Origin of the sequence: Alicycliphilus denitrificans (assembly GCF_044792555.1) — a bacterium.
Taxonomy (GTDB): domain Bacteria; phylum Pseudomonadota; class Gammaproteobacteria; order Burkholderiales; family Burkholderiaceae_C; genus Alicycliphilus; species Alicycliphilus denitrificans_A.
On record NZ_CP126238.1, the window covers coordinates 705,207 to 722,903 of the forward strand.

General features: G+C 65.8%; 16 protein-coding genes. 13 read left to right on the forward strand and 3 right to left on the reverse strand.

All coding sequences use genetic code 11. The features are described from left to right. Positions 1-235 precede the first annotated feature (235 nt). From P7644_RS03315 to P7644_RS03325, 3 genes are all read right to left on the reverse strand, one after another. Positions 236-1,477, reverse strand: coding sequence for an ATP-binding protein (locus P7644_RS03315; protein WP_404301584.1), 1,242 nt, complete (start codon positions 1,475-1,477; stop codon positions 236-238). A gap of 229 nt (positions 1,478-1,706) precedes the next feature. Continuing rightward, positions 1,707-2,282: a hypothetical protein gene (locus tag P7644_RS03320; RefSeq protein ID WP_404301585.1), complete on the reverse strand. Its 576-nt coding sequence runs from the start codon at positions 2,280-2,282 to the stop codon at positions 1,707-1,709. Further along, positions 2,279-3,091 carry a SapC family protein gene (locus tag P7644_RS03325; protein WP_404301586.1) on the reverse strand — a complete coding sequence of 271 codons (813 nt, stop codon included), beginning with the start codon at positions 3,089-3,091 and terminating at the stop codon, positions 2,279-2,281. Before P7644_RS03325 ends, P7644_RS03320 begins: the two co-directional genes overlap by 4 nt. A 235-nt stretch (positions 3,092-3,326) precedes the next feature. Here P7644_RS03325 and P7644_RS03330 point away from each other — a divergent pair, with 235 nt between their 5' ends. The 13 genes from P7644_RS03330 (at position 3,327) to P7644_RS03390 (ending at position 17,576) form a co-directional block, all read left to right on the forward strand. Continuing rightward, positions 3,327-3,944 carry a hypothetical protein gene (locus P7644_RS03330; RefSeq protein WP_404301587.1) on the forward strand — a complete coding sequence of 206 codons (618 nt, stop codon included), beginning with the start codon at positions 3,327-3,329 and terminating at the stop codon, positions 3,942-3,944. Further along, positions 3,941-5,692, forward strand: a complete 1,752-nt coding sequence (locus tag P7644_RS03335) for a type I secretion system permease/ATPase (RefSeq protein WP_404301588.1) — start codon at positions 3,941-3,943, stop codon at positions 5,690-5,692. The genes P7644_RS03330 and P7644_RS03335 overlap by 4 nt, the downstream gene beginning before the upstream one ends. A 36-nt stretch (positions 5,693-5,728) precedes the next feature. Further along, positions 5,729-7,435 carry a type I secretion system permease/ATPase gene (locus tag P7644_RS03340; protein WP_404303106.1) on the forward strand — a complete coding sequence of 569 codons (1,707 nt, stop codon included), beginning with the start codon at positions 5,729-5,731 and terminating at the stop codon, positions 7,433-7,435. Positions 7,436-7,504: 69 nt separating this feature from the next. Then, positions 7,505-8,878, forward strand: coding sequence for an HlyD family type I secretion periplasmic adaptor subunit (locus tag P7644_RS03345; protein ID WP_404301589.1), 1,374 nt, complete (start codon positions 7,505-7,507; stop codon positions 8,876-8,878). Between the two features lie 4 nt (positions 8,879-8,882). Next, on the forward strand, positions 8,883-10,262 hold the full coding sequence (locus tag P7644_RS03350; RefSeq protein ID WP_404301590.1) for a TolC family outer membrane protein: 1,380 nt from the start codon (positions 8,883-8,885) through the stop codon (positions 10,260-10,262). Between the two features lie 37 nt (positions 10,263-10,299). Beyond that, positions 10,300-11,049, forward strand: coding sequence for a glycosyl transferase (locus P7644_RS03355; protein WP_404301591.1), 750 nt, complete (start codon positions 10,300-10,302; stop codon positions 11,047-11,049). 7 nt (positions 11,050-11,056) lie between these two features. Continuing rightward, complete coding sequence (locus P7644_RS03360) at positions 11,057-12,160, forward strand: glycosyltransferase family 4 protein (RefSeq protein WP_404301592.1); 1,104 nt, start codon at positions 11,057-11,059, stop codon at positions 12,158-12,160. A 25-nt stretch (positions 12,161-12,185) separates the two neighbouring features. After that, positions 12,186-12,539, forward strand: a complete 354-nt coding sequence (locus tag P7644_RS03365) for an EamA family transporter (RefSeq protein WP_404301593.1) — start codon at positions 12,186-12,188, stop codon at positions 12,537-12,539. 90 nt (positions 12,540-12,629) lie between these two features. Next, complete coding sequence (gene argB / locus P7644_RS03370) at positions 12,630-13,520, forward strand: acetylglutamate kinase (protein ID WP_404301594.1); 891 nt, start codon at positions 12,630-12,632, stop codon at positions 13,518-13,520. A 148-nt stretch (positions 13,521-13,668) separates the two neighbouring features. Beyond that, positions 13,669-14,367, forward strand: a complete 699-nt coding sequence (gene slmA / locus P7644_RS03375) for a nucleoid occlusion factor SlmA (protein ID WP_404301595.1) — start codon at positions 13,669-13,671, stop codon at positions 14,365-14,367. 153 nt (positions 14,368-14,520) lie between these two features. Beyond that, positions 14,521-15,168, forward strand: a complete 648-nt coding sequence (locus tag P7644_RS03380) for a TetR/AcrR family transcriptional regulator (RefSeq protein ID WP_404301596.1) — start codon at positions 14,521-14,523, stop codon at positions 15,166-15,168. A 41-nt stretch (positions 15,169-15,209) separates the two neighbouring features. Then, positions 15,210-17,006: an acyl-CoA dehydrogenase C-terminal domain-containing protein gene (locus P7644_RS03385; RefSeq protein ID WP_404301597.1), complete on the forward strand. Its 1,797-nt coding sequence runs from the start codon at positions 15,210-15,212 to the stop codon at positions 17,004-17,006. Between the two features lie 141 nt (positions 17,007-17,147). After that, positions 17,148-17,576 (forward strand): DUF2147 domain-containing protein, encoded by a 429-nt coding sequence (locus P7644_RS03390; RefSeq protein WP_404301598.1) that lies wholly within the window; start codon positions 17,148-17,150, stop codon positions 17,574-17,576. Positions 17,577-17,697: the final 121 nt, after the last annotated feature.

A 17,697-nucleotide genomic window follows, 5' to 3' on the forward strand; every position in this document is an offset into this window, starting at 1 on the left:
GACAGCACTCGGTCAACAAACGCCACGTCATTCCGGCGAAAGCCGGAATCCAGCGGTTTGAGTGCTGCGAGGCTCCTGGATTCCGGCTTTCGCCGGAATGACGGTGATCTGAGGTATGTACCTAATCAGGCAAATCGGTTGATTGCGCCTACCAGGTAAGCGCAGGTAGCTATCGTTTTTGAATTGCAAGCCCGGCCTGCGAGACGCTGAGGTGTTCAGCCCCGGCGTATGGCTTTCACGCTCCCCAGAGCGTCGACAGCGGCGCCGCCCAGATGCCGTCTCCCAGCGGCATCGTCTCGGTGCCGTCGTACAGCAACACGCCCATCTTGAATGGGCTGCCTGCCAGGCTGGCCAGCTTCCTCAAGCCACGCAGGTCGCTTTCCTTGACGGTGGCTGCGGCTTTCACCTCGACGCCCACCAGTTGTCCTGCGGCATTCTCGATCACGAAATCGACCTCGAATTTGTCGGCATCCCGGTAATACATCGGGCGATAGTCGCCATCTGCCGTGCTCATGTGCTTGAGCAGTTCTCCGAAAACGAAGCTCTCCAGTACGTTGCCGAACCGTGTGCGATCCTGCTGTACTTCCTCGGCGCTCAGGTCAAGCAGCGCAGCCAACAGGCCGGAATCGATGAACTGCAGCTTCGGCGTCTTGACCACGCGGTTGAGGCGGTTGCGGGCCCAGACGTCGATGCGCTTGAGCAGGTACATCTGCTCGAAGACGGCGACGTAGCGCGAGGCCGTCTTGCCATCCAGCCCCACCTGGCTGCCGAGCTGGGTGTAGTTGCACATCTGGCCCGCCGTCTGCGCCAGGGCGCGCAGGAACCGCGGCAACTGGTCGAGCTTCTCGATGCCTGCCACATCCCGCACATCTCGCTGGATGATGGCGTCGATGTACTGCCGCGCCCAGGTCACACGGCGCCTGGGCGTGGCACGCGCAATCGCCTCGGGGTAGCCGCCGCGCAGCACGCGCTCGACCAGTTCGCTGCCCAGTGAGGGCTGGTCCGCCATGAGAATCCGGCCCGAGAAAGCGCTGTCGATCCAGTTGGCCGAACGCGCCTGCATTTCGCCCTGCGACAAGGGCAGCAACGACAGCGTTTCCATCCGGCCCGCCAGCGAGTCGGCCACGGTCGGCAGCGCCATCAGATTGGCCGAGCCGGTGAGCAGAAAGCGTCCGGGCCGCCGGTCTTCGTCCACGCTTTTCTTGATGGCCAGCAGCAACTGCGGTGCGCGCTGGATTTCGTCGATCACGACCCGGTCCAGGCTGCGAATCATCCCGATGGGGTCTTCCCTGGCCGAGAGCAGCGTCAGCTCATCGTCCATGGTCAGATAGCGCAGCCCCTGCCGGTCTGCGATCTGCTTCACCAGGGTTGTCTTACCGGCCTGGCGCGGGCCTGCGAGCAACACGACCGGCGTGTCCAGCAAGGCTTCAGCGATGCGCGGCTCGATCCGGCGCGGGTAAAGAGAGGTCGTGCTCATGCGCCCATGGTGTCGTAAATTCCGGAATCAAGCAACGTAAATTACGGAATGTAGAGTCGATTTTTCCGGAATGTGGTCGCGTGAATTTCGGAGCGAAGATGGCACGGATGGGCAATTTGCCACCTGGGCGAGACGGCCCTGGCTTCGGGTGGATTGATGCAAAATAGGCCGATAACGCTTTCCAGGTAAGCGTTAGCAGCTCTTTTTTTGAGAGCTAAGGCGGCTATTCCTAATGCAGCATGGCCCGGGCCGCGGGTACGGCCGGGCCGGCGGCTTCCGCCAGCCATCGCGGCCAGTCCTGCATGGGCCATTCAGCCTCGTGGTACTGCTGCTGCAGTATTGACAGCCATTGGCGCAGGGGCTGGGCGGCCAGCGTCAGGCCGACCGGGGCGGTGGCGTCGGCGCCCGGGGCGCCGCTGAAGCGCAGCTCCACGCCCGATGCGCTGGCCGAGAGCTGGATGCCGTGCACCAGCCATTGCGGGCTGCGCTCGTGCGGGGTGACTGGCGGCTGCGGCGGGAGCTGCGCGCGCGCGGCCTGCTGGGCAAAGCCCTGCAGGGCGTCGCTGCGGTGGCTGGGAAGGTGGGCGGACTGCACCAGCGTGCCCGTGGCGTCGTGCCGCTCCAGCCATTGCCACAGCGCCGGCAGCAGGCGTGCGAGCAGGCGCTGGGTGAGCCACAGCGTCAGCGTGCTGCCGTCGGCGCGTTCGCCGGCCAGGCGCATGCGGTCCTGCTCGGGGTCGTAGGCCGTGGTGATGCGCTGCAGCATCGGGCTTGCCGGCGGCGCGGCCTCGGGCAGGGCGGTCACAGCGCGCCGAGTTGCAGCGTGCCGCCCTGGTTCAGGAACTCCAGGTCGAGGTCACGCGCCGGCGCGGGGGTGGGCGCCTGCCTGGCCTTGGCATGCAGGGCCGCGAGCTGGCCCAGGCTGGCCAGGTGCTGCATGGACAGCAGCTGGCAGTAGGCCAGCTGCAGGGCGCCGCTGCGCTGCAGGGCCTCGAGCGTTGCGCCGGAGAGCTGGTTCAGCGCGGCTTCGTCGATGCGCAGCAGGCCGCCCAGCTCCTGCGCGCCGGCATCGGTTTGCAGGCGCACCGGCCAGGGCTGGATCAACCCGTGCTGCTGCAGCAGGGTGCAGGCGGCAGAGGTGTGCTGGCGGTTGCCTTCGAGCTGCTGGAAGAACTGCAGCACCTGGGCGGTGGCCGGGGCCAGTTGGCCCTGGTCGTCGAAGAAGGGTTGGCCTTCGCTGGCGCTCACGAGTCCGCTGTCTGAGTGGATGCACAGCACCTGCTGGCCGCTCTCGGTGCGGGCCAGGCGGAAGGGGTGGCTGCGGTAGGGCGCGGGGATGTAGCCGGCCAGCCAGCGGCCGTCCGGCGCCACATAGAGGTTGCTGCCGGCTTGCAGGCCCTGGATGGCGACGAGCAGGAACTGATCTTGCTGAGCGATGAAGCCTATGGGCAGGGCCATGACGGCCTTGGGCAGCTCCTGCAGCACCAGGGGGCAGAGGTTGTCGTGGCCGGCAAAGCCGTAGTCGGCCGGGCTGCGCCAGCGCAGCTGGCCGTGCTGCTGGAGCGACAGTGGCGTCACATGGGGGGTGGTCGGGGTGGAGGTGGTGTCGGTCATGTCTTGTGGGGGCAGGGATGTGCGGCGCAGCATAACGCCGCGTCGGCTGTGCCCGGGTCTGTGTCCGGTATTGTGCGCATGGCGCGCAGGGCGGCCTTGCTTCACATGGGGTGGCGGGGAGGGCGGGTTATGCAGCCGTCCCCGCGGCATGCGGTGCCGCATGCGTTGTTTTTTGGCTTTTGCGGTCTCTTATATGAAGTTCATATAAGAGTTTTGTTAGACTCCGCAGTCTGCCATGGACGCCATTCTCCGCATTCCCCTGAACGCTTCGCCCGAGCAGGCCCAGCGCCTGCAGGCTCTGCAGCAGGGCTTTGCGCGGCTGTGCAATGCGCTGGCGCCGCTGGTGCAGTCCACGCGGGTGTGGAACCGGGTGGCGCTGCACCACCTGGCCTACCGCCAGCTGCGCGAGCAGTTCCCCGACATGGGCTCGCAGATGGTGTGCAATGCGATTTATTCGGTGTCGCGTACCTGCCGGCTCGTGTTCCAGCATCCGGGCAGCCCCTTGCATCTAGAGCGCCTGGGTGCTGGGCCCCTGCCCTTGCTGCGTTTTTCCGAGCGCTGCCCGGTGTATTTCGACCGGCATACGCTGAGTGTGAAGGCAGGGCAGCTATCGATGTTCACGCTGGATGGGCGCATGCGCTTTCAGCTGTCGCTGGACAGCGAGGTGGAGGCGCGTTTTCAGTCGCAGAAGCTGCGCGAGGTGGTGCTGTCGCGCCGTGCCGATGGTGTGTTTGTGTTGTCTTTCCTGCTGCTCGACCAGGTTCAGCCTGCGGCTGGCGCGCCCGATGGGGTGTTGCCCGTGCCCGAAACCGGCGAGCTGCCCGAGTATGTGATGGTTGAAGAGGTGGTATGAGTTCCAACCCGGTTCCCTCGGAGTTACGCAAGGCGGTGGCCGATCTGCGTCCTTTCTATGTGCGCGCCGCCTGGTTCAGCCTGTGCGCCAGCCTGCTGGTGCTGGCGCCTTCGGGCTATATGCTGGAGGTGTATGAGCGGGTAGTGAACAGCCGCAGCCATGCCACGCTTTTTTGGCTGACGGTGCTGGTGCTGGGCGCGTTCGTGCTCATGGAGGTGCTGGAGTGGGCGCGCAGCGAGGTGATGCGCGGCGCGGCCGAGGTGCTTGATGAGCGGCTGCACATGCGCGTGTTCCGCGCCATGTTCGAGGCCAATGTGCGCCGCGTACCGGGCGGGCATGTGCAGACGCTGCAGGATTTCAGGAAAGTGTGCGAATTCCTGTATTCGCCGGCGCTGCTGGCCATCATGGAGGCGCCGGTGGCGCTGGTGATGATGGTGCTGCTGTTCCTGATCAGCCCGGCGCTGGGCTGGTCGGCGGTGGCGTTTGGCTTGCTGCAGGTGGGCATCACCTGGCTCAATGAGCGGCGCACCAAGCCGCCGCTGATGGAGGCCAACCGCTGCGCGATTGCGGCGCAGCGCTATGCTGACGATACGCTGCGCAATGCCGAGGTGATCGAGGCCATGGGCATGCTGAAGAACACGCATCGCCGCTGGGTGGCCAAGCAGCGCGAGTTTCTGGGCCTGCAGGCACTGGCTTCGGATGCGGCGGGGGGCTTTCAGGCCTTGAGCAAGCTGGTGCAGAACGTGCTGAGTTCCCTGCTGTTGGGCCTGTCGTGCTGGCTGCTGCTGCACGATGAGCTGCGCGGGGGCGGCGGCATGCTGGTGGTGAGTTCGATTCTGGGCGGGCGCATGCTGGCGCCGCTGGTGCAGGTGGTGGGGCAGTGGCAGTCGGTGGTGAATGTGCGCGATGCCTGGACGCGTCTGGAGGCCTTGCTGTCGGCGGTGCCCGCCGAGTCTGCGGCGATGGAGTTGCCGGCCCCGCGTGGCGTGGTGCAGGTGGAGCAACTGGTGGCGGGCGCACCGGGCAGCAGCAGTTCCATTTTGCGCGGCATTTCATTTGTGTTGCAGCCGGGCGATGTGCTGGCGGTGGTGGGGCCTTCGGCTTCGGGCAAGACGACGCTGGCGCGCCTGTTGGTGGGGCTGTGGCCGGCGGCGATGGGCAAGGTGCGCCTGGACGGCGCGGATGTGCAGGCCTGGAGCAAGCGGGAGCTGGGGCCGCATGTGGGCTATTTGCCCCAGGGGGTGGCGTTGTTCGAGGGCTCGCTGGCCGAGAACATGGCGCGTTTTGGGCCGGTGGATATGCCGCAAGTGGAGGCAGTGGCGCGCGCCGTGGGCCTGCATGAGTGGATCATGTCGCTGCCGCAGGGTTATGAGACGCAGGTGGGGCCGGGGGCCATGCGGCTGTCTGGCGGGCAGCGCCAGCGTGTGGGGCTGGCGCGCGCGCTGTATGGCGACCCGGTGTATGTGGTGCTCGACGAGCCCAATTCGAGCCTGGATGAGCAGGGCGATGCAGCCTTGGCCGCGGCCTTGGCGCAGGCAAGTGCGCGCGGGGCGGTGGTGGTGGTGATCACGCACCGCACCAGCGTGCTGGGCGTGGCCAACAAGATGCTGGTGCTGCGCGATGGGCAGCAGCAGGCGTTCGGCGCGCGCGATGAGGTGCTGGCGGCATTGAACCAGGCGGCGCGTCAGGCGGCTGCACAGGCGGCGCCCGCACAGGCGCCCATGGCGTTGGGCCAGGCAGTGGCCTGAGCAGGTCGAAGCGATTGAGATGTCACAGGTCGAATGATGGCGATTTCTGGTTTTTGGGGGCGCAGCGAGTTGACGCGGGCGCTGTGGGCCTTCCGGCGCGAGTTTCTGGTGGTGGCGGTGTTCAGCGTGGTGGCCAATGTGCTGTTGCTGGTGCCCACGCTGTATATGCTGCAGGTCTATGACCGGGTCATGGTGAGCCGCAGCGAGCTGACGCTGCTGGTGGTGTCGCTGATTGCGCTGTTCTTGTTTCTGGTGGCGGCGTTTTCGGAGTGGATGCGCTCGCGTGTGCTGGTGCGTGCGGGAGCGCGCCTGGATGCGGTGTTGAGCACCCGGGTGTTCAATGCCAGTTTCGAGTCGAACCTGAAGCAGTTCGGCACCAGCACGGCCAAGGCCTTTGGTGACCTGGTCCAGTTGCGCCAGTTCTTGACCGGCAATGGCATTTTTGCGCTGTTCGATGCGCCCTGGGCGCTGGTGTATCTGGCGGTGGTGTTTTTCCTACACCCCATGCTGGGGTATCTGGCGCTGTTTTTCGCGGCCTTGCAGGCGGCCTTGATGTGGTGGGGGCATTGGCAGACGAGCGCGCTGGCGCAGCAGGCGCAGCAGGCGGCAGCAGCCGAGACCCAGGATTTGCAGGGCAAGCTGCTGCAGTTGGAAACCCTGGAGCCCATGGGTATGGTGCATCACCTGGCACGGCGCTGGCAGGCGGTGCACAGGCGGGTGGCGGATGTACAGGGCCGTTCGCAGGCGCGCAGCCACAGGGTGGCTGCGTGGAGCAAGTTTTTGCGTTATTCGCAGCAGTCCCTGGCACTGGGGGCCGGCGGCTTGCTGGTGATCGATGGGCAGTTGTCCGCCGGGGCGATGATTGCCGCGAATGTGCTGATGACGCGCACCTTGACGCCCATTGACGTGCTGGCCGGGACCTGGCGCAGTTTTGCGGTGGCGCATGCGGCGTTCGGCCGCCTGGAGGCCTTGCTGGCGGAAAACCCCGAGCGTGATTCGGCCTTGACCCGTGTGTCTCCAACCGGGGCCTTGCAGTTGCGCGATGTGGTGGCGGTGGCACCGGGGCGTGCCGAACCCATCCTCAAGGGGGTGAGCCTGCAGGCGCTGCCGGGTTCGGTGACCGTGGTGCTGGGGCCTTCGGGCTCGGGAAAGTCCACGCTGGCGCGCTGCATGATTGGCATTTGGCCGCACATGACGGGCGAGGTGCTGCTCGATGAGCGGCCTTTGGCCGGCTGGAGCCGTGAGGAACTGGGGCCTTGCCTGGGCTATCTGCCCCAGGATATCGAGCTGTTCGAGGGCTCGATTGCCGAGAACATTGCACGTTTTGGCGAGGTGGATGCGCAGAAGGTGATCGAGGCGGCGCGCAGTGCCGGCCTGCACGAGATGATCCTGCGCTTCCCCAAGGGGTATGACACGTCGATTGGCGAGGCGGGCGGGTTGCTGTCGGGCGGGCAGCGTCAGCGTATCGGCTTGGCTCGTGCGGTGTATGGCAATCCCAGGCTGGTGGTGCTCGACGAGCCGAATGCCAATCTGGACGATGTGGGCGAGGCCGCCCTGGTGCGGGCGGTGCAGATTCTCAAGGCCCAGGGCAGCACGGTGGTGCTGGTGACGCACAGGCCTGGCATTTTGGCGGTGGCCGACCGGGTGATGGTGCTGAGCAATGGCGTACTGCAGGCGGATGGGCCGCGCGATGCGGTGCTGACCGCGTTGCGTGCGGCGCAGGCACCGGTGGCGCTGTCCTGATAGCGGTGGCTTGCTCTTTTGATCAAGGGGTGCCAACGGGCACGCCTGTTGTTTTTGTCGGGTTTTGACATGGCTGAATCCTTTTCTTCTATTTCTGACAACGCTTTGCCTGCGGGGGCGATGCAGGCGCTTGTGTCGGCCGCCGGCGCCAAGGCTGCGCCCAATGATCTGGGGCGCGCGGGGCGCTGGGGCCTGTGGGCCCTGGGTCTGGGTTTTGGCGGTTTTTTGCTGTGGGCGGCGCTGGCGCCATTGGATGAGGGGGTGCCGGGCCAGGGGGTGGTGGCGCTGGATACCAAGCGCAAGGCGGTGCAGCATCTGACGGGCGGGATCGTGGAGCAGGTGCTGGTTGGCGAGGGCGAAGAGGTGCGCCAGGGGCAGTTGCTGATCAAGCTGGACCCCGCCATGGTGCGCGCCAATTACCAGTCGGCACGGCAGAATTACCTGGGTTTGCTGGCGATGCAGGGGCGGCTCGAGGCCGAGAAGCTGGGAAAGACCGGCATTGCCTGGCCCGCCGATTTGCAGGCGGCGGCAAAGGATCCGCAGATTCAGCAGCACATGTTTAATCAGGAGCAGCTGTTCCAGACGCGGCGCATTCTTTTGCGCTCGGACCTGCAGTCGATCGAGGAGAACATCCGCGGCCAGGAGGGTTTGCTGGCATCGTATGCGGGGATGTCGGCTAACCGGAAGAATCAGCTGGGCCTGCTCAATGACGAGCTGGGCCATCTGCGGGGCCTGGTGCAGGAGGGCTACGCACCGCGCAATCGCCAGCTGGAGCTGGAGCGCATGGTGGCGGATGTGCATACGTCAATGGCCGATCTGCAGGGCAATATCTTGCGTGCGCGCGCCGCCGTTGCCGACTTCCGCCAGCGCGCCATTTCGCGCCAGCAGGAGTACCGCAAGGAGGTGGAGACGCAGCTGGCAGACGTGGGGCGCCAGGTGCTGGTGGAGGGCGAGAAATACCGCGCCCTGAGCGAGGAGCTGGGGCGCACGGAGATCCGCTCGCCCGCCGAGGGCCAGGTCGTGGGCCTGATGGCGCAGACGGTGGGCGGTGTGATCCAGCCGGGGCAGAAGCTGATGGATGTCGTGCCCAAGGGGGCGCCATTGATGCTGGAGGCCAGGGTGGCGCCGCACATGATAGACCGCGTGAAGTCGGGTATGCCGGTGGACGTGCGCTTCTCTTCGTTTGCCAATACGCCGCAGCTGGTGGTGCAGGGCGAGGTCGACTCGGTGTCTGGCGATTTGCTGACGGAGCCCCAGTCGAGCATGAGTTACTACCTTGCGCGCGTGAAGGTGACGGCCGATGGCATGAAGACATTGGGGCGGCGCCAGCTGCACCCGGGGATGCCGGTGGAAGTGATTTTCAGGGGCGGCGAGCGCAGCATGCTGACCTATTTGCTGCATCCGCTGACCAAGCGTCTGGCGGCCTCGATGACGGAGGAGTGACGTTATGCAGCAGTGGCAGGATGGGCAGGGCGCCGTAGCCCATGGGTGGGCACGCATGCGGGGTGCCCGGATATGTACGGTCTTGGCGGCTTGCATGGTGCTGGCGCCGGCCTGGGCTCTGGATTTGCGCCAGGCTTATGAGGCAGCGGAGAAGAATGATGCGAACATCCGCGCGTCGCGCGCGGCCGCAGAGGCTGTGCGCGAGCGATTGCCGCAGGCGCAGGCGCAGCGTTTGCCGAATGTCTCTTTCAGCGCGGGGGCCAACCGCAACCATCTGAAAAGCAGTGCGCAGACGGCTCTGGGGCCACGGTCTGCCACCAGCAGCTATGACAGCAGCAATCAGGCATTGCAACTGCGCCAGCCGATTTATCGACCCTATATCGGCGCCCTGGTGGAGCAGGCGCGGGCGCAGGTCAAGGATGCCGATGCTTCGCTGGAACGCGATGAGCAGGCCTTGGTGGTGCGGCTGTCGGAGGCGTATTTTGATGCGCTGCTGGCCCGTGTTCACCACGATTTGATTGCGGCGCAGAGTGCAGCGTATGCGGCGCAGCTGGATGCCGCGCACAAGCGCTTCAAGGCCGGGGCCGCAGTGCTGACGGATATCGATGAGGCCCAGGCGCGCGTGGATATGTCGAGCGCCCAGGAGCTGGAGGCGATGCAGAACCTGGAGTTCACGCGCCGGCGCCTGCAGGTGCTGGTGGGCCAGCCGATCGACGCCCTGGCGGATCTGGATGTGGCGGGCTTCAAGCCCGTACCTCCTGAGCCGGCGCGGCTCGAGGATTGGATGGCTCTGGCCGAGGAGGTCAGCCCGCAGTTGCGTTCGCTGCGCGCGCAGCTTGAAACGTCGCAGATGGAGATCGAGAAGGCCAAGGCCGGCCACAAGCCCACGCTGGACGCGGTGGCGGGCTGGTCGCGCCAGGACAGCGATTCGGTGACCAGCGTCAACAATGTTTACAACCAGAAGTTTGTTGGTTTGCAGTTGACCGTACCTTTGTACGCGGGCGGCTATGTCAGCTCCACGGTGCGCCAGGCGGTTGCCGACAGCGAGCGTGCGCGTGAGGCGCTGGAGGCCGCGCGGCTGGACCTGGGCACCAAGGTGCATGAGCAGTACCGCGCCATGACCGAGGGGGTGCTGCGCATCGCCGCGCTGGAGCAGGCAGTGCGGTCGGCCGAGCAGGCGCTGCAGTCCAGCCGCAAGTCTTTCCTCGCGGGCGTACGCACATCGGTAGACGTGCTCAATGCCGAGCAGCAGCGCACGATGGCCATGCGGGATCTGGCGCAGGCACGCTACATGTATTTGCTGTCGCGCATCCGCCTGCAGGCCTTGGCCGGCCAGGACCGCTGGGCCAGCGTGGATCAGGCCAATGCCAGCCTGATGCGGTAAGACGGTGAACACGCTCTAAACGGCCATGCATGCGGGCATGGTGGTGTCTATCGTGAGCCATGGCCATGGGGCCCTGGTGCAGCGGTTGTTGCATCAGTTGGCTGGCGCAAGTGCCGCCAGCATCACCCGCGTGGTGGTGACGCACAACGTGCCCGAGCCCGAGCTGCAGGTGCCGGCCGGGGGCTGGCCCTTCGTATTGGAAATAGTCTGTAATGCCGCGCCGCGCGGCTTTGGTGCCAACCATAATCACGCCCTGCGCGGGGCCGTCGAGCCGTTCGTGTGCGTGCTCAACCCCGATGTCGAGTTGCTGGCGGTGCAGGAGCCTTTTGCGGCCCTGGTGCGGACGGCGTCGGAGCCGGGCGTGGGTTGCGCCTATCCGCTGCAGCTCGATGCCGCGGGGCGGGTGCAGGATTGCGAGCGTGAGACGCCATCGCCGCTGGCCCTGTGGCGCCGCCGCGTGCTGCGTCGGCACGAGCAGGAGGTGGACTGGGTGAATGCGGCATGTTTGGTGCTGCCCCTGGCGGCCTGGCAGGCCGTGCGGGGGTTCGATGAGTCCTACTTCATGTATTGCGAGGACGTCGATCTGTGCCTGCGCCTGCGCCTTGGCGGGCTGCGGCTGCAGCGGGCGCCGGCGCGCGTGGTGCATGCGGGCCAGCGGGCCAGCGGCAGGCATTGGCGCCATCTGATATGGCATGTGCGCAGCCTGCTGCGGCTTTGGTGCTCGGATGTCTATCGCCGGGCCCGGAGCTTGCCCGCTGCATCCCGAGGCGGGGTTCGTCTGGACTAGGAGTTGCATGATCTGGCTGTCGGTGGTGGCGTTCTTGGTGGCACTGGCCATGGGTGCGGCGGTGTTGCGCTGGGCGCGCCGCCATGGAGTGGTGTACGGCGAGGACATGCCGCAGCGCATCCATGTGGGCGAGGTGCCGCGGCTGGGCGGGGTGGCTCTGCTGGCCGGGCTGCTGGCGAGCTGGGGCGCGGGTGTCTTCAGCAGCAGCCTGTTGGGTGATCCGTCGGCGCTGCGCCTGGGCGTCTGGTCGCTGTGGTGGGCCGTGGCCCTGCTGCCGGCGACGCTGGGTGGCGTGGCCGAGGACCTGACCCAGCGCCTGGCGGTGCGCTATCGCCTGGCCTTGACGCTGCTGTCCGGCTTGTTGGCTACGGCACTGCTGGGGCTGGCAGTGCCGCGCCTGGGCCTGCCCTGGGTGGATGGCTGGATGCTCCTGAACCCCTGGATGGGCGTGGCCTTGGCCCTGTTGGCAATCACGGGCCTGCCCCATGCATTCAACATCATCGATGGCTGCAATGGCCTGGCCGGCATGGTGGCGCTGATCGTCTGCCTGGCGCTGGCCCATGTGGCGTTGCAGGTGGGCGACCGCGCCCTGGCGGCCATGTTGGTGACTTCGGCAGCGGCCACGGCCGGGTTCCTGGCGTGGAACTATCCACGCGGCATGTTGTTCGCGGGTGACGGTGGTGCCTATCTGTGGGGGGCGGTGATCGCCTTCGGCAGCATTGCGCTGGTGCAGCGCCACGCCGAGGTGTCGCCCTGGTTTCCGATGCTGCTGCTGATCTACCCGGTGTGGGAAACGGTGTTTTCCATGTATCGCAAGTGGGTGCGCGGCGTGTCACCGGGCATGGCCGATGCGCTGCACCTGCACCAGCTGGTGTACCGGCGCATTGTGTGGGGGGTGTTCCACGACGATGAGTCGCGGCAGATGCTGATGCGCAACAATCGCACCTCGCCCTATCTGTGGGCCTTCACCATGCTGTCGGTGGTTCCCGCGGTGCTGTTCTGGCGCAATTCCTGGGTCTTGGTGGCTTTTTGCCTGCTGTTCATCGTGTGCTACGTGGGTGCTTATCTGGCCATCGTGCGCTTCAAGGTGCCAGGGTGGCTGCAGAACTGATTAAATTATTCTTGTCCAGGGATCCATGTCGTTGCCTTTGATGCTGCTCACGGTTGTATGCGTTGTCGGTATTGCCCTGGGGCAATTGCTGTTCAAGAAGGCCGCCATGGCCTTGCCCCCGAATGCAGGCTGGATGGACTGGGCTTTCAACGGCTGGCTGCTGGCGGCGCTGGTGCTTTACGGCGTGACCACGCTGCTGTGGGTTTGGGTCCTTCGGAGTGCATCATTGCATCTTGCCTATCCCTTTATGGGGCTGGCCTTTGTGCTGGTGCCTGCGCTTGGCTGGCTGCTGCTGGGCGAGCCGTTGCACTGGCAGACCTTGGTGGGTGGAGTGCTGATTCTTGCGGGCGTCGCCTTGGCCGCGCAGGTGCCGTCATGAATGCCCGGCACGTGCAGGGGGTGCGACGCGCGGCACAATCCGGGTTTTGATTTTTCAACCAAGTACACCACGCCTCACGGCTTAGCCCACATGACCGATCTTTCCTCCATTGCCCCGCGCGACAAGGCCGAAATCCTGGCCCAGGCGCTGCCCTACATCCGCAAGTTCCATGGCAAGACCATGGTCATCAAGTACGGCGGCAACGCCATGACCGACCCGGAGCTGCAGCAGGACTTTGCCGAGGACGTGGTGCTGCTGAAGCTGGTGGGCATCAACCCGGTGGTGGTGCATGGCGGCGGTCCGCAGATCGAGCAGGCGCTGAACCGCCTGGGCAAGAAGGGCGAGTTCATCCAGGGCATGCGCGTCACCGATGCCGAGACCATGGAGGTGGTTGAGTGGGTGCTGGCCGGCGAGGTGCAGCAGGACATCGTGGGCCTGATCCATCATGCGGGCGGCAAGGCCGTGGGCCTGACGGGGCGCGACGGCGGCATGATCCGCGCCAAGAAGCTGAAGATGCTGGACCACAAGGACCCGAGCATCGAGTACGACGTGGGCCAGGTGGGCGACATCGTGGCCATCGACCCGAGCGTGGTGAAGGCGCTGCAGGACGATGCCTTCATTCCCGTCATCAGCCCGATCGGCTTTGGCGAGGAGAACGAGAGCTACAACATCAACGCCGATGTGGTGGCCAGCCGGCTGGCGACGGTGCTGCAGGCGGAGAAGCTGGTGATGCTGACGAACATCCCGGGCGTGCTGGACAAGCAGGGCCAGCTGTTGCCTGAGCTCACGCCGCAGCAGATCGACGCGCTGATTGCCGACGGTACCATCTCCGGCGGCATGCTGCCCAAGCTCGCCGGCGCTATCGATGCGGCCAAGGCGGGCGTGCAGGCGGTGCATGTGGTCGACGGCCGGGTGCCGCATTCCATGCTGCTGGAGATACTGACGGACCAGGCCTACGGCACCATGATCCGCAGCCATTGAATTAATTCAAATAGTGCCTTGAGGTCCATCTGGCAAGCGCAAACAGCTATCTTTTTTGAGTTTGACTGTGCCTCTGCCACGGGTGTCGGTTCCCCTATAGGCGTAATGTTTTGCTGTGCGAGAATCAATTGCACACATTTGTTACGCCATGTCTGAACCCACGCCCCATATCCCCGACGATTTTTTGCCTGGCGACGTGCCGGCGCGGCGTACCCGCCTGCGGCCCGGTGAGCGGCGCGAGCAGATCCTGCGCGCGCTGGCCGCCATGCTGGAGCGGCCGGGCGCCGAGCGCATCACCACGGCGGCGCTGGCGCGCCAGCTCTCGGTGAGCGAGGCGGCGCTGTACCGCCATTTCGCCAGCAAGGCGCAGATGTTCGAGGGGCTGATCGACTTCATTGAACACAGTGTCTTCACGCTGGTGCGCCAGGTCGTGGAGCATCCGGGCGAGGCGAGCGATGTCCAGCGTGCGGCGCATATCGCGGCCATGGTGCTGCAGTTTGGCGAGCGCAACCCGGGCATGGTGCGCGTGATGGTGGGCGATGCCCTGGTGTTCGAGAACGAGCGCCTGCAGCAGCGCATGAACCTGTTTTTCGACAAGCTGGAAGCCGCCCTGCGCCAATGCCTGCGGCCCGCCGCCGAGGCCGAGGGGGCCGCAGCCCCCACGGTGCAGGCGCAGGTGCGCGCCGCCGCGCTGTGCGACCTGATGCGCGGGCGCCTGCAGCGCTATGCCCGCTCGGGCTTTCGCCGCCTGCCCACCGAGCACCTGGACGCCACCCTGGCGTTGCTCTCTAAGCTCCTCAACGCGCCGTTTTGGGGCGCATCTGGATCCCCGCATGCGCGGGGATGACGGAAGAGGGCGCGTCATTCCCGCGCAAGCGGGAATCCATGTCTTCCCAGGATATAGGGGTTTACCCGCGCGTGCCTCCCGTGCCCGTGCAAATGCTGGCATTGCCGGTCCGTCTGGTGCAAAATAGAACGATCGTTCGTTTTATTGCATTCCATGACGGCATCCACTTCTTCCCCCAAGACCGCTCGTGCGCCGCGCCGTGAGGGCCGGGCGCTGCACAAGGGGCAGCAGACCAAGGCCGCCATCGTGGAGGCGGCGCTGGGCCTGGCCACGCACATCGGGCTGGAGGGCTTGTCCATAGGCGCGCTGGCCGATGTCACGGGCATGAGCAAGTCGGGCGTGTTTGCGCATTTCGGCTCGCGCGAGGAGCTGCAGATCTCGGTGATCCGCGAATACCACCAGCGCTTCGAGCAGGAGGTGTTCTACCCCGCCATGGAGGCGCCGCGCGGTATTGCACGGCTGCGCGCGCTGTTCACCAACTGGATGAAGCGCACCTCGATCGAGCTCGACTCGGGCTGCATCTACATCAGCGGCGCGGTGGAGTTTGACGAGCGTGCGGGCCCGGTGCGCGACGCGCTGGCGAATTCGGTGCTGACCTGGCAGGCGGCCATGAAGCGCGCCATCACGCAGTGCAAGGAATGCGGCGACATCCGTCCGGACGTGGAGGAAGGCCAGATGCTGTTCGAGATCCACGGCCTGATCCTGGCGCTGCACTACGAGGCGCGCTTTCTGCGCACGCCCGGGTCCATTGCTCGCGCCAATACCGCTTTTGACAACATCCTGGCGCGCTACGGCGCCTGAACCCATCCCCCTTCTTTTGACAACTATTCCGGAGGTCAACCATGCCCAGCTACACCCCGCCCCTGCGCGACATGCAATTCGTTCTGCATGAAGTCTTCCAGGTTGCCGACGAATTCAAGGCCATGCCGCGCCACGCCGAGGTGGATGCGGGCACCATCAACGCGGTGCTGGAGGAGGCGGGCAAGTTTGCCGCCGAGGTGGCCTTTCCGCTGAACATCAGCGGCGATGCCGAGGGTTGCCGGCTCGACCCGCAGACACACGAGGTCACCACGCCCAAGGGCTTCAAGGAGGCCTATGCGCAATACGTGGAGGGCGGCTGGGCGGCGCTGTCGTGCGAGCCCGAATACGGCGGCCAGGGCCTGCCGCATGTGGTGAACCAGTGCCTGTACGAGATGCTCAACAGCGCCAACCAGGCCTGGACCATGTACCCCGGCCTGTCGCACGGCGCCTACGAGGCCCTGCTGGCCCACGGCACCGACGAGCAGAAGAAAACCTACCTGCCCAAGCTGGTCAGCGGCGAGTGGACCGGCACCATGTGCCTGACGGAGCCGCACTGCGGCACCGACCTGGGGCTGCTGCGTACCAAGGCCGAGCCCCAGGCCGACGGCACTTACAAGCTCACCGGCAACAAGATCTTCATCAGTGCCGGCGAGCACGGCATGGCCGCCAACATCATCCACCTGGTGCTGGCGCGCCTGCCCGATGCGCCCAAGGGCTCCAAGGGCATCAGCCTGTTCGTGGTGCCGAAGTTCCTGGTGAACGCCGATGGCAGTCCGGGGGCGCGCAACCCGATCTTCTGCACCGGCCTGGAGCACAAGATGGGCATCCACGGCAACGCCACGGCGCAGATCAGCATAGACGGCGCCGTCGGCACCCTGGTGGGCCAGCCGCACAAGGGCCTGGCCGCCATGTTCGTGATGATGAACGCCGCGCGCCTGGGGGTGGGCAACCAGTCGCTGGGCCTGACGGAAGTTGCTTTTCAGAACGCGCTGGCCTATGCCAAGGACCGGCTGCAGATGCGTTCGATCTCCGGACCGAAGGCCAGGGACAAGGAGGCCGACCCCATCATCGTGCACCCCGACGTGCGCAAGATGCTGCTCACCGCCAAGGCCTATGCCGAGGGCGCGCGCGCGCTGCAGATCTACTGCACGCTGCTGCTGGACAAGAGCCACCACCACCCGGACGAGAAGGTGCGCAAGGATTGCGACGAGCTGGTGGCCCTGCTGACTCCCATCGTCAAGGCCTTCATCACCGACAACGGCCACATCAGCACCAACGCCTGCATGCAGGTCTTCGGCGGCCATGGCTTCATCAAGGAATGGGGCATGGAACAGTTCGTGCGCGACAACCGCATCAACATGATCTACGAGGGCACGAACACCGTGCAGTCGCTGGACCTGCTGGGCCGCAAGGTGCTGGGCAACCAGGGCGCGACGCTGAAGAAACTCGGCAAGCTCATCGGCGCCCTGGTGCAGGAGGAGGGCGTGAACGAGAAGATGGCCGAGTTCATCAACCCGATCGCCGTGCTGGGCGAGCAGATGACGAAGTTCACCACCGAGATCGGTTTCAAGGGCATGCAGAACCCCGACGAGGTGGGCGCCGCCGCCGTGGACTACCTGCGCGTGGCCGGCCACCTGGTGTTCGGCTACCTGTTCGCACGCATGGCCCAGGTGGCGCTGCGCGCCATTGCGGCGGGCAACCAGGACCCGTTCTACGTCGCCAAGCTGCAGACGGCGCGCTTCTACTTCGCCAAGCTGTTCCCCGAGACGGCCACGCTGATGCGCACGGCGCGCGCGGGCAGCAAGGTGCTGATGGATACGGACGCGGCGCTGGCTTGAAGCACGACGACTCCCTCCCCTCTGGGGGAGGGCTGGGGTGGGGCCAGCGACGCTTGAGTCGTGATGCCGGCGCTCCAGGCCCCCATCCCCGCCTTCCCCCAGAGGGGGAAGGAGTTAAAGATAATTTGCCATGGAGACCTTATGAGACAAGCGCTAGCAGCTATCGTTTTGATGGCAATCACCGCTCCCGCCCTGGCCCAGATGAGCCCCCTGGGCCTGTGGCGCAGCGTGGACGACAAGAGCGGCGAGCCCAAGGCCGAGATCCGCATCGTGGACCAGGCGGGGGCGCTCAGCGGCCGCATCGAGAAAACCCTGCGCAAGGACGCCAAGCCCACCTGCACCGAATGCCAGGATGACCGCAAGGATCAGCCCATGGTGGGCCTGGAGGTCATCCGCGGCGGCAAGAAGGACGAGGGCAAGGATGTCTGGGAGGGCGGCAGGATCCTCGACCCCGAGAACGGCAAGGACTACCGCGCCAGCCTCACGCCCATAGACGGCGGCAAGAAGCTGCAGGTGCGTGGCTACCTCGGCCCCTTCTGGCGCACCCAGACCTGGCAGCGCGTGGAATAACCCAGGAGCCCCATCACCCTCCCCCTTTGGGGGAGGGCAGGGGTGGGGGCCAGCGACGCGAGTCCTGCCGGCCGGCCCCCATCCCAACCTTCCCCCAAGGGGGGAAGGAGCTTGGAAGAAT

Coding starts and splice junctions, on each gene's coding strand:
- P7644_RS03390 (WP_404301598.1), top strand. CDS start 17,148: ATGAGACAAGCGCTAGCAGCTATCGTTTTGATGGCAATCACCGCTCCC.
- P7644_RS03335 (WP_404301588.1), top strand. CDS start 3,941: ATGAGTTCCAACCCGGTTCCCTCGGAGTTACGCAAGGCGGTGGCCGAT.
- P7644_RS03360 (WP_404301592.1), top strand. CDS start 11,057: ATGATCTGGCTGTCGGTGGTGGCGTTCTTGGTGGCACTGGCCATGGGT.
- P7644_RS03340 (WP_404303106.1), top strand. CDS start 5,729: ATGGCGATTTCTGGTTTTTGGGGGCGCAGCGAGTTGACGCGGGCGCTG.
- slmA (WP_404301595.1), top strand. CDS start 13,669: ATGTCTGAACCCACGCCCCATATCCCCGACGATTTTTTGCCTGGCGAC.
- P7644_RS03380 (WP_404301596.1), top strand. CDS start 14,521: ATGACGGCATCCACTTCTTCCCCCAAGACCGCTCGTGCGCCGCGCCGT.
- P7644_RS03355 (WP_404301591.1), top strand. CDS start 10,300: ATGGTGGTGTCTATCGTGAGCCATGGCCATGGGGCCCTGGTGCAGCGG.
- P7644_RS03350 (WP_404301590.1), top strand. CDS start 8,883: ATGCAGCAGTGGCAGGATGGGCAGGGCGCCGTAGCCCATGGGTGGGCA.
- P7644_RS03325 (WP_404301586.1), bottom strand. CDS start 3,091: ATGACCGACACCACCTCCACCCCGACCACCCCCCATGTGACGCCACTG.
- P7644_RS03315 (WP_404301584.1), bottom strand. CDS start 1,477: ATGAGCACGACCTCTCTTTACCCGCGCCGGATCGAGCCGCGCATCGCT.
- argB (WP_404301594.1), top strand. CDS start 12,630: ATGACCGATCTTTCCTCCATTGCCCCGCGCGACAAGGCCGAAATCCTG.
- P7644_RS03345 (WP_404301589.1), top strand. CDS start 7,505: ATGGCTGAATCCTTTTCTTCTATTTCTGACAACGCTTTGCCTGCGGGG.
- P7644_RS03330 (WP_404301587.1), top strand. CDS start 3,327: ATGGACGCCATTCTCCGCATTCCCCTGAACGCTTCGCCCGAGCAGGCC.
- P7644_RS03365 (WP_404301593.1), top strand. CDS start 12,186: ATGTCGTTGCCTTTGATGCTGCTCACGGTTGTATGCGTTGTCGGTATT.
- P7644_RS03385 (WP_404301597.1), top strand. CDS start 15,210: ATGCCCAGCTACACCCCGCCCCTGCGCGACATGCAATTCGTTCTGCAT.